The 10,208-nt window shown below is 44.5% G+C and carries 17 protein-coding genes; 13 read left to right on the plus strand and 4 right to left on the minus strand.

The genetic code is table 11. The annotated features are described in order from the left end of the window. Window positions 1–3: 3 nt before the first annotated feature. Both ACKQTC_RS08205 and ACKQTC_RS08210 read left to right on the plus strand, forming a co-directional pair. The gene (locus tag ACKQTC_RS08205) at window positions 4–201 is read left to right on the plus strand and encodes a hypothetical protein (protein ID WP_408977961.1); all 198 of its coding nucleotides are present in this window, start codon (window positions 4–6) and stop codon (window positions 199–201) included. A gap of 26 nt (window positions 202–227) precedes the next feature. Beyond that, the gene (locus ACKQTC_RS08210; protein WP_408977962.1) at window positions 228–1,130 is read left to right on the plus strand and encodes a D-alanyl-D-alanine carboxypeptidase family protein; all 903 of its coding nucleotides are present in this window, start codon (window positions 228–230) and stop codon (window positions 1,128–1,130) included. 346 nt (window positions 1,131–1,476) lie between these two features. Here the strand turns inward: ACKQTC_RS08210 and ACKQTC_RS08215 are convergent, their stop codons facing one another. From ACKQTC_RS08215 to ACKQTC_RS08225, 3 genes are all read right to left on the minus strand, one after another. Beyond that, the gene (locus ACKQTC_RS08215) at window positions 1,477–2,550 is read right to left on the minus strand and encodes a site-specific integrase (protein WP_408977963.1); all 1,074 of its coding nucleotides are present in this window, start codon (window positions 2,548–2,550) and stop codon (window positions 1,477–1,479) included. A 19-nt stretch (window positions 2,551–2,569) separates the two neighbouring features. After that, window positions 2,570–3,427, minus strand: coding sequence for a copper amine oxidase N-terminal domain-containing protein (locus ACKQTC_RS08220; RefSeq protein WP_408977964.1), 858 nt, complete (start codon window positions 3,425–3,427; stop codon window positions 2,570–2,572). A gap of 311 nt (window positions 3,428–3,738) precedes the next feature. After that, window positions 3,739–4,671 carry an Abi family protein gene (locus ACKQTC_RS08225; RefSeq protein WP_408977965.1) on the minus strand — a complete coding sequence of 311 codons (933 nt, stop codon included), beginning with the start codon at window positions 4,669–4,671 and terminating at the stop codon, window positions 3,739–3,741. Window positions 4,672–4,700: 29 nt separating this feature from the next. Between ACKQTC_RS08225 and ACKQTC_RS08230 the strand changes: the two genes are divergently transcribed. After that, window positions 4,701–4,895 carry a hypothetical protein gene (locus ACKQTC_RS08230; protein ID WP_408977966.1) on the plus strand — a complete coding sequence of 65 codons (195 nt, stop codon included), beginning with the start codon at window positions 4,701–4,703 and terminating at the stop codon, window positions 4,893–4,895. Window positions 4,896–4,909: 14 nt separating this feature from the next. On the opposite strand, the gene ACKQTC_RS08235 is transcribed toward ACKQTC_RS08230, so the two are convergent. Then, the gene (locus ACKQTC_RS08235; RefSeq protein WP_408977967.1) at window positions 4,910–5,560 is read right to left on the minus strand and encodes a LexA family protein; all 651 of its coding nucleotides are present in this window, start codon (window positions 5,558–5,560) and stop codon (window positions 4,910–4,912) included. Between the two features lie 131 nt (window positions 5,561–5,691). Between ACKQTC_RS08235 and ACKQTC_RS08240 the strand changes: the two genes are divergently transcribed. The 10 genes from ACKQTC_RS08240 (at window position 5,692) to ACKQTC_RS08285 (ending at window position 10,180) form a co-directional block, all read left to right on the plus strand. Next, window positions 5,692–5,898 (plus strand): DUF739 domain-containing protein, encoded by a 207-nt coding sequence (locus tag ACKQTC_RS08240; RefSeq protein WP_408977968.1) that lies wholly within the window; start codon window positions 5,692–5,694, stop codon window positions 5,896–5,898. Between the two features lie 23 nt (window positions 5,899–5,921). After that, entirely contained in the window at window positions 5,922–6,053 is a 132-nt protein-coding gene (locus tag ACKQTC_RS08245; protein WP_408977969.1) for a hypothetical protein, read from the plus strand. A 309-nt stretch (window positions 6,054–6,362) separates the two neighbouring features. Beyond that, entirely contained in the window at window positions 6,363–6,689 is a 327-nt protein-coding gene (locus tag ACKQTC_RS08250; RefSeq protein ID WP_408977970.1) for a helix-turn-helix transcriptional regulator, read from the plus strand. A gap of 16 nt (window positions 6,690–6,705) precedes the next feature. Further along, complete coding sequence (locus ACKQTC_RS08255) at window positions 6,706–7,116, plus strand: hypothetical protein (RefSeq protein WP_408977971.1); 411 nt, start codon at window positions 6,706–6,708, stop codon at window positions 7,114–7,116. Further along, window positions 7,113–7,469, plus strand: a complete 357-nt coding sequence (locus ACKQTC_RS08260; protein WP_408977972.1) for a hypothetical protein — start codon at window positions 7,113–7,115, stop codon at window positions 7,467–7,469. The genes ACKQTC_RS08255 and ACKQTC_RS08260 overlap by 4 nt, the downstream gene beginning before the upstream one ends. Window positions 7,470–7,476: 7 nt before the next feature. Further along, on the plus strand, window positions 7,477–7,836 hold the full coding sequence (locus ACKQTC_RS08265) for a hypothetical protein (RefSeq protein ID WP_408977973.1): 360 nt from the start codon (window positions 7,477–7,479) through the stop codon (window positions 7,834–7,836). Window positions 7,837–7,859: 23 nt separating this feature from the next. Beyond that, the gene (locus ACKQTC_RS08270) at window positions 7,860–8,201 is read left to right on the plus strand and encodes a hypothetical protein (protein WP_408977974.1); all 342 of its coding nucleotides are present in this window, start codon (window positions 7,860–7,862) and stop codon (window positions 8,199–8,201) included. Between the two features lie 29 nt (window positions 8,202–8,230). Continuing rightward, window positions 8,231–9,436, plus strand: coding sequence for a hypothetical protein (locus ACKQTC_RS08275; RefSeq protein ID WP_408977975.1), 1,206 nt, complete (start codon window positions 8,231–8,233; stop codon window positions 9,434–9,436). Window positions 9,437–9,583: 147 nt separating this feature from the next. Then, a complete protein-coding gene (locus ACKQTC_RS08280) occupies window positions 9,584–9,979 on the plus strand; it encodes a single-stranded DNA-binding protein (RefSeq protein WP_408977976.1) in 396 nt (131 codons plus the stop codon). An 18-nt stretch (window positions 9,980–9,997) separates the two neighbouring features. Beyond that, window positions 9,998–10,180 carry a hypothetical protein gene (locus ACKQTC_RS08285; protein WP_408977977.1) on the plus strand — a complete coding sequence of 61 codons (183 nt, stop codon included), beginning with the start codon at window positions 9,998–10,000 and terminating at the stop codon, window positions 10,178–10,180. The last annotated feature ends 28 nt before the right edge of the window (window positions 10,181–10,208 follow it).

The raw sequence follows: 10,208 nt of genomic DNA on the forward strand, positions 1-10,208 counted from the left end.
GCGATGGGAAAGCTGGCAAGTGACCAGCCTTCCTGTTGCCCCCTATCTTTTAGAAAGGTGGGCGAGTCATGTCATACCAGTCTAGGCGCCCTCCTGAAAGAAGGCGCCCGGCAGATCAACCGGTCAGACGACGAGAAGGCGCCGGCTCTTCGCGAAACCGGCCGCCACGGCGGAGAAGACGCCGCTACCGCCTGCGATTAAGGGCAAAGATTCTCCTGGGCCTCTTGTTGCTCCTTATCCTTTTTGCCCTGGTTAGGTGCGGTACTTCCGGCCAGCAGGAGCCGGTGCAGGATAAGGCCTTGACGGCGACCGATACCAGCGGTCATATCCAGGCCAAAGATATTTCCAGCCACGCCGCCATTGCCATCAATGCAAAAAACGGGGAGGTCCTGTTCGCCAAGGCGGCGGAAGACCAAAAATACCCGGCCAGCTTAACCAAGCTGATGACCCTCTATGTGGCCCTGCTCGACCAGAAAGACCTCTCCCAGGAAGTTGAACTAACCAGCGACGTCTTTACCGGCCTAGCTGAAAAAGACTTAGCCACGGCCGGCTTTCAAGTTGGCGATAAGGTTACCGTAGAAGACCTCATGTACGCCACCATCCTGCCTTCCGGTGCAGATGCTGCCCGGGCCTTGGCGATTGTGACCTCAGGGTCTGAGGAGGCCTTCGTTGAGCGGATGAATGAGGAGGCCGCCGCCCTGGGAATGCGCGGAACCTACTTTGTCAATGTGACCGGGGCCCATGACCCCAAGCATGTGAGCACCGTCGCAGATATGGCCAAGTTAATGCGGGCCGGCCTTAAAAACGATACCTTTGCCCAGGTTATTCAAAGTATGCACTATACAACAGAGGCCCCGCGGCCTTCGGCCAAGGGCCTGCGCTTAGACCATTCTCTGGCGCGTTATCTGGATAACTTTGATCGGGTCATGGCTGATCCCAGCTTTGAAATCCTGGGTGGGAAGACCGGTTACACCGGTGAAGCCGGCCTCTGCCTGGCGAGCCTGGGCCGGGACCGGGAAAGTAATGAACGGGCCATTGTAGTCACCATGGATGGTAAAGGAACGGCCGGTAACTACTATCCGGCCCTGAAGGACGCTGCGGTTTTGTATGAAGGTATTTTCAAAGGATAACAAAATACGCCTAGCCAGCTGCTTGTCTTGCTGGAACTAGGCGTATTTTTATTGTGGATCAGACCATTTAAACACGTAAGGCCCTGCTCGTCCTTCGACTTCTTCTGACAAAGCCGTCATCAAAAAAGCAGGGCCGGTAAAAGACCGGTCCTGCTTTTGTATGAATCGAGGTGACAGGAAACGATAATATGTCCTATAAATGGCTTGGTTGACACATATCGATTAGAAGTCGGTAGATGAGTCGGTAGATAAACTATTCTAATAATCTAATTTAGATTAAGTCACATTAATTATAATACGTTTGCGTAACCCAAGTAACTTTTCCAGACTATAGTCCACTTTAGCCTCAATTTCCATCCATGTAGTTCACGAATTTTAAGGCTGTTTTCTTGGCTGTCTGCTGCGTGATATGCGTATAGACGTTCAAGGTCATTTGTGGCGTAGAGTGTCCGAGGCGAGTTTGTACTTCTTTTACGCTGGCGCCGGCTTCAAAAAGGAGGCTACAGTGAGTGTGTCTAAGTCCATGGATGCTTATGGGTTCGATTCCCGTTTTAGCGCAAGCCTCTCGCAACCACTTTCTAGGTCCATTGGTAAAGTCGAACTCTCCGAAAACAAGGGGGCTGTCATAATTTAGGGCTAGGATGGCATCTAGAGTACCCTTGTCTATTGGAATGGTTCTTTTTGAAGATTCGTTTTTACCTGCGCCCATGATTATTTTATTATTAGCATCCCTAGAAAAGGCCTGATCAATAACGATATACCCATCCTTAATATTTACGTTTTTCTTTTCTAAGGCAGCCGCTTCTGCCTTTCTCAGGCCGGTGTAGGCAATCAGGCGGAGGAAGGGATAGGCTCTTTCATTGGGATTGTCCTTTAGTGCTTCCAAGACTGTATTTAATTCATCTCGAGTGAAGATTTTTTTCTGCCCCTTAGACTTGACAGATACGGGGAAGAAGTGGTTTTCACTTATAGGATAGCCACTCTCCTTTAACATTTTTGTGAAGTAGTTATAGTTTTTCCTGTAGGTTTTGGGCTGTACTGAAAAGAGGTAGAAAATGAGTTCTTGTACATCTTCTTTTTTTAGGTCACTTATCTTTCTATGCCCTACTAGGGGTAAGATATGGTTTCTGTATAGCTTTTCGACCCTTGCGTAACTAACCTCTTGGACAGTCATCTTGTATTGACTGAACCAAATATCAAAGGCTTCTTCTACAGTGCGGTTTTCGGATACTTGATCAGGCAGACCGTTTTCTTCGATATTGCTAAGTGTTCTAGCAGCCCATAGGTTTGCCTCACGAGTTGTCTTAAAACCTTGCTTTTTGAGCGTCACCTGCCTACCTTTAGCATCCAATCCACCGTAAATACTGATTTTGTATCTCTTTTCACCCTTCGTGGTTGTGTAAGGTATGGGTTTAGCCATTCGATATGCCTCCTAGCACTTAGACCCGTGGGACGGTTATGCCTATTGCTGGATTCGGCTGATTATCTCTTTCTCTAGGTAATTCTAAACCGGATCCAGCATTAGGTTTCATACTCATATCATCTTTGATGATCAAAGCGGAGTCTGTTATAGTGACCAAGCGGTCCCTAGCTGGTCCAGAGTTTGAACGGGCTGTAAAAGAAATTCGTTTACCAGCAAGTTCTGGGTACTGAGACATTAAGAGTCTAAAAGTTGTTTCATTACCCCACCCTTTTAAATTACCGCCAAATTCGTACCCAATCCAACAGCGGCTAGCATAACTTCCTCGCCAATACTGGCCATCCCAAGTAAGTAAAGTGGCAGAATAGCTTGTTCGTGGGAAGGGTTGGTCAAAGGGAGCGTGTTTAGTTACCAAGAGGGCTGTATTATTTGATTGCCCCAGTAGAGTTAAGGTCCACTGACCGGGGTCCTGAAGAGAATGTGGGCCGTATACGACACGAGAATAGGTCTGTGGTACTTGGCTATCTACGTAGGCTGTTTGGGTCGCTTGTTGCCAATCTACACGGCTACCTAGGGTCTCTGAAATATACCTTAGTGGTACCATGGTGCGCCCGTTTATAATTTTCGGGTTGTTTAGGGTGACAACCTTGCCGTTCAAGATGCCGGTAACTGTCCGAGTGGTTCCGTTCCAGTTAACAGTTGCACCCAAGGCTTCAAAAATCGCCCTCATTGGCACAAATGTGCGTCCATTTTCAATAAAAGCCGGCTGGGATAGGATAAGGGGCCTGTCTTTAACGACAACGCTCGCAGCGTGAGCAGGGAGGGCTGAAAAGAATAGGGCGCCAGTAGCAACAGCCACAATTATCTTCTTTTTCATTTTTTCTCCTTTTTCCTCTGACAAGTAGTTTCGTGTGAAAGTTACCAGTAAGTTAAAGTCGTTGTGAACTATTTTGCGTTTTTTGGCGTTCTTGTGCGTCTTTGTACGGTTTCTATATGCTTCAATAATATGATGTTATGAAGTGTCATGAAAGTTACCAGCAAGTTAAACACGTTGTAAAGAAGTGTGTGCTTTTATCTGCTTTTATGCTTTGCAGATGAGGGCATAAAAAATCGGGGGCGTATAGGATACGCCCCCTACAAAACCAAGATGGTTTTACTTATGACGTAACTATACCTTGTTTTTTGAAATTAATCAAGCTTTTTTATGAAAAAATCTAAAATGGAGTAACAAAATTGATATGCGGATTTGATTAATTCGTTATTTTCATAAAAACTTTTATTTCTCAACATTCGGTTCACAAATAAACAGTCTAAGGCTTTTAGCCTCTCTGATTTAATCAACTCACTGCCAACAAAAGTATTGTAAGCAACTAATAATGCAATAAAATCATGAATCATTTGATTGCTCATTTTTTTATTTATGCCGTCTTTGCCTAGATTCATTTCACTGCGTATCAGCTTGGTTAATCGAACATTTGGTTTAAATTGGCTTGTTGAAACATCGTGGTGGAGGTCATTTAACAAGCAGTTGTTATGCGCTGCTGCATTTCTGATGTTTCGGACCGAGTATAATATATCGGGATGAGGCAGCTTTCTGTCGGGATATTTCTGGTGATAAAACTTATATAGATTAACGAGTTCACCGAATGAGATAATTTCGCAAAGTACCCATATGGGGTAACCCGCTTGATATTTATCGATTAAACGGGCACAATAGCTTGTGTTTCTATATCTTTTAATATTATCCTGGACTTGGGGATGGGCATTTAAAAACGAGGAGCAGATGTCATATCCATTCTCATCATCATTTGATTCTACATCATGTATAAGGAACGTACGAAGTCCGTGCTCAATATCTAAACACATATGTATAACTTGGTATTTAAGGTGCATATCAATAGTTGAGAGATCTTTTAAATAGCTGAAATCCAGGTTGACGTAGGTTCCTTTAAGATCACCCCTAGAACGCTTTTCGTAATTTTTCCTGTATGAAGCAAATTTTAGGTAATAGCTATGCTCAGATAGAAAATGTTCAGCATCTTCTTCAGAGATGGTACTAAAAGTTATTTGCTTATTTTTCATATGCTGAATAAGTTCTTTAGCCGTTTTCTTGACTTTCATTCAGTCACCTGCCTTTGATATTGGAAATTATGGGCGTTAAATCTATGGGTAGCTTTTCCGGCAAGTGTGGTGGTGGAGTTGTTTTTAATATATGGCAATATTCATTTTTTATACTCCTTGGTACTTGTTCCGGAAAAATAAGAAATCTTGGAGCAAAAAGTGTTTTAGTCCAAAAAAAGCGATTTTCTGGAGCAAGGGGTTACTTAATCCAGAAAAAGCAATAATATGAGAAGATTCTTCATTTAACGTCACTTTGAAAGGCAATCGCCTTGCCTAAGATATGTAATTGTTCAAGCTCCGGGCCTGAGTAAATTAAGGATTTATATGCAATGTTGTCAGCCCGAAGCTCGACAGCGCCAATCTCCTTGTGGAAATAAACCCTTTTTAACGTGGCTTCGTCATCTATAATGACAGCCGCAATCTCGCCCTCCTCGACCGTCGGCTGCTTCCGAATAAAAACAATATCCCCGTCTCGGATATAAGCACCGATCATAGAATCCCCTTTAGCCTTTAAGGCGAAGTCCGCTCGTATATCCGTGCCAACCTCGACATAACACTCTCGGTCTTCATCAGCATAGATAGGGACACCACAAGCGATTTCCCCTAATAGGGGGATTTTTTTTGTCTTGATTGGCAAAATATTGTCATATAAGGAGAGGTCTATATCTTCGCTAACTATGTTATCACTTTCTTGCCAGCCCATAAGGTAGGCAGGGGAGACCTGAAGGGATCGAGCAATTGCCTCTATTTTGTCTGAGGGAATATTTGAGACTATGCCGGTTTCGTACTTATAGATATTTTGTCGTGTTGTTCCAATCATTTTAGCTAAATCTTCTTGTGATAGATCTTTTTTTAATCGTTGTTTACGAATCCTATCGCCAATAGACATTTTGGTAATCTCCTTTTTTTGTTTCATTATATCACAAAAATGTAACTTATCAAGATTAAGAAGTCTTGACAAGTTCGTAATGAATGATATACTTGATGTAACCTTTTAGGATACGAGTAGGGGGTGATGGCATGATTAATACTAACAAATTAAAAGGTATTATTGTAGAAAATGGAAAGACTCAACAGGAAATGGCTGAAATCCTTGAAATAGCCCCAAAAACATTTTATACAAAAATGAAAAAAGGGGTCTTTTTATCAAATGAAATCAATACAATGATTAATGTATTAAATATAAAAGATCCAATGCCCATTTTTTTTGCCAAAGATGAAACCTGACAAGATACAAAAGGAGCTATTTTATGCAGAAAACAAAAAAAGCCCAAATACATGAGCTAGTGGATGAATTTCTTAATATAGCTTCGAGGAAAGAACAAGATTACCTTATCTCTTTCTTGCAGGGCCTTTTATTCACGGCAAAAAGAAAAAAGTAGGTCATCTTACAGAATGACCACGCTGTGCGAGTCGCAAATACACGGTGCGTCTTTCGAGGCGTTGCCGGGGAAGTATCTTGCAGCCGCAATAGGCTCGTAAAGTTCTTAACAAAAATGCCAGGCCTAGGTGACCACTCAAGGAAGCCGCCTAGGACAAGCTGCGGCAAATGCCGAACCTTTAAGAACCCCCTGCCTTTAGCTATGGGGAGTGGTCAGAAAAAGAACAGTTAAGAGCCTTTTTAGATGGCATTCGCTTTATGTCCAACACGGTAGCATAGAGCGAGTAGTCCAAACAGGAAAGGAGGAGCCATGCAGGCTTTTAAAAACAGGGGAAATAGCGAATCCCCGGGAGTGGCTGGCAATTCTTTTGCAGACCTACTGAAGGAATCCTTGTTTGAGGAAATGAAGCCACTGATTGATGAATACATTGAAGCTAAACTTGATCAGTTAGCCTATAGGGGCTGGCCTGAGTATATTCAGCGGAGGGATATTGAGAAATATGTTGGTTGCTCTAAATCCACCTTTGACCGCTGGGTTAAAGAGGGTCTGCCTATCATAAAGAATGGGGGGCCTAATGGTCAAGTAATGGTCCGGTCAAGTGACTTGCGAATGTGGCTAGACCGGAAAGAAAAATAATTAAGGAGTGTTTCTATTGTCAGCAGATAAACAAGCGCAGGAATATATTGCCTATACGGTCTATGAAGATGGAACTACTCAAGCTATGGAGTTTGAGGAGACCCACGAGATTGTCCCCTTCCTGATGGATTCTAAGTACGGGAATATCAAAACCATGCAGCTCAAAAATAACGAACTAGCTGGTCTTTACATTGGCTGGTTTGATGCAGTCGGGAAAGCAAAGGGCAGAGCCTATAACGAAATTGGCAGCTGGTTTGCCGGACTCCCTATCTATGGCAGGCTTCTCATTTGGAGGTGCTTTGAAAATAAGGCCATGGCTGTTAAGAGAAACGACATTATCTACTTAGATTCTCTTGCTGCTAAGCGGCGTGAAATTATGAAAAAGCGGAGACGGCCTCTAACAACCAAGAGGAGGGCCGGAAGATGACCAATCAAATAAAAAAGCCCCACGCCGGTAGCCGCCAACGTGGAGCAAAACAAAGGATATTACCTCGAATACCCGGGGATAGTTTAGCAGATAAAACCGTTCCTGAAAAGAGTAACCTAGCTAAAAGCAATATGGTAGCAAGTCCTCAAATGCTTGCCCTGCGTGCCTTATTTTACGTTTCAGCCCTTATGTTTATCTATTCTGCCCTCCGGGTGGATAGTGGCACCCTGACCCTCTTAGGTGGGCTAGGGCGGATGACCATGTGGCTTATTCTGGCTGCTGTAGGCGTATTTGGGTTTGAAGAAGCTAAGCGGACGTTGTTTAGAAAACGCCGCTTTCAAGCAAGAAAGTGAGGACTCTATGGGATACAGAGATTATCTTTACGGCTTTAGAATTGACGAGTTCGGTGAATACGGCTCGTGGCGGTATAGCAGTTTAGAAGAAGCCGCTGACTACCTAACCGGTTCACCGGAGGGCAAATGTAAGATGATTCGGCTCCAACACGGTGACGTGAAAGACAAGTTCGTTGCCCTAGTTGCTGCTGAGCCGGCTAAGAAGGCCGATATTAATTTAATTGGCAGTACCCTGCTTTTAGGGACCCTTGCCGGGCGGATGATTATCTTCGCTTATGAAAATGATAGCGTGAGATCTGTCAGCCGAGATGAGAATAGCTATCTCAAGCGGATTATTAGCGAAGTCACCGGGAAGAATTTTCGGTAGGACATACAGAAAGGATAAGTATCGTGGATAATATTTTCTTTGACGAAACCGCCTTCTTTTTTCATCAAGTAAGGGCTGGCAATATAGGAGTAGGAGAGGCAATTGTCTTAACTCAATTCAAGTGGGACACGGAAGATCAGAGTTTTCCCGGCCAGCTGTCCATTTGCAAATCCCTACGAAAATGGCACCAGAAAAACACCGATTCTCTCGACTTTGATTTCATCAAGGTGAAAAAAGAAATTGAGAAGCTCGTAAAAAAGGGTTTATTAATTAAACACAAACATTACGTTCCCGGCCGTCCGGTCGAAACATGGTACGAACTCAATAAAGATAAAGTAGACAAGCTATCAGAAAGATTAGCATAAATATATATGCAGAAAGGAAGTGAATCGTCATGGCCCGGTTTTTATTTGATGAGCCGCCACTTATTATTAATTACACCCTTGCCAAAATAATCGGCCCTAGAGAAGCTGCATTTGTACAAAAAGTACAGTATTGGGTCAATGAAAACCGCAAGAGAGGCAGAAATTACCGAGACGGTAAATATTGGACATACAACTCTATTCAGGCTTGGCATGAACATTGTTTTGCGTGCTACAGCGTAGATACGGTCAAACGGACCTTTGCTAAGTTAAGAAAAATGGGTCTGCTCATTGTAGGAAATTACAACAAGGATCCAAGGGACAGGACCAATTGGTACACCGTCAATGAGGAAAAACTAGACGCCCTGTATGATGAATATGAGAGACAGTGTGCCATCAAAGATGCCGAGGCCTTAAAAAAAGCAGAAGAGGAAGAGGCCTCCAACCCATCAGGGCAATTTACAAAAATGGAAGATGACTTTGCCTACTATGATGCAGAATACACCAGTGCATTGGGGCAATCTGCACCAATGGAAGAGGACTTTGCACACCCTGACGAACAATGCACCAGTGCATTAGGGCAATCTGCACCAATGGAGGAGGGCAGCTTGCACCAATCCCATTGGGGCAATTTGCACCAACCATTACCACACAAGTACCACACTAGTACCACACAAGTACAACAAACCCTTTGTTCACGTGTGCAAGATGCACACTGTGAACCGGACGTGAATGACAATCATTCTGACCAGCCCACTGCTTTGTCTTCCAGTCCCTCAGCCTTAAACCACCCAGACCCAGAGCAAGTAGACGGGATAGGTGCGTCTAAAAACAAGTCCGTTGAGAAAGGCGAGGAGCATGAGCATGAAACAGAGGTTGCTGCTAGAAAGCAGGAGGCCCAAGAAAACTTTGAACGCCTGTGGCAACTTTATCCGCTCAAGCGGGGAAAGGGGCGTGTTAGCGACACCAAAAAACAGGCTCTGCTCAAATACGGCTATGACCAGCTTGTGAGGGCTATTAACCGCTACACTCGTGAGGTTGCCGAGGCACCCTTCGAGAAGTGCTATCAGAACGGCAGCACCTTTTTCAATTCAGGCTTTATCGACTACCTAGACGAAAATTACGAGGCCTGTGTCCCTAAGCCTAAGCGAGGGCTAAGTGAGCGGACTGGAAAAACCTTGTCAAACGTCTATTTTGAAGACCACACCCCTGAGGATTACGACATTCTGGAAGAGTAGACAGAGTGGTTCAGAGTCGTTTCGGAGTAAATCGCATAAGATGAGCCGAGAAAGGCTTGGTTAAGCGTTTTGTCGTATTCAGAGTGTTTCAGAGTACTTCAGAGCAGTGTCGTAAAAAACAAGAGCTATAGCGAAAGGAGCAATACCATGAATAAAATTATCTTAATCGGACGCCTCACCAAGGACCCGGACCTGCGTTACACCCAAAGCGGACACGCTGTTGTCAATGTGCCGCTTGCTGTAGACCGCCGGTTTGCAGCTCAAGGTCAACCGGATGTGGATTTTATTCCTATCGTGGCTTGGAAAAAACTGGCTGAAAACCTTGCCCAGTACATGAGAAAGGGCAGCATGGTCGCTGTCGAAGGTGAACTGCACCTAGATAGCTACGAGGATAAGCAGGGCATCAAGCGGCTTAAAGTGGAGGTTCTGGCACAAAACATCAAGTTCTTAGACAGCCGGTCAAAAGAAAACCGGGGGGCTGGAAGTGACCAAGATGCCGCCGGAACAGAGGTCGATTATGATCCGGACGACCTGCCCTTTTAAGGGCTGGGAGGGGGAAATATGGACAGCAAACAAGTGACTTTAACCCTGCGTGTTGGCGGTTACGCTCGGCTTGAGCGGGATGTTTTTAAGGCCCTTGTTGACGAGTTTGACGAGGCTATAGACACAAATATCGAAGGCACCTTTGCTGAAGAATATATCGAGCGGGTCAGCTACCCCACGACTAAAGTCGGGGGCTTGTAAAAGCCCTAGCTGATTAGACTAAGCATTC

This window comes from Peptococcus simiae, from assembly GCF_046097595.1.
Taxonomy (GTDB): domain Bacteria; phylum Bacillota; class Peptococcia; order Peptococcales; family Peptococcaceae; genus Peptococcus; species Peptococcus simiae.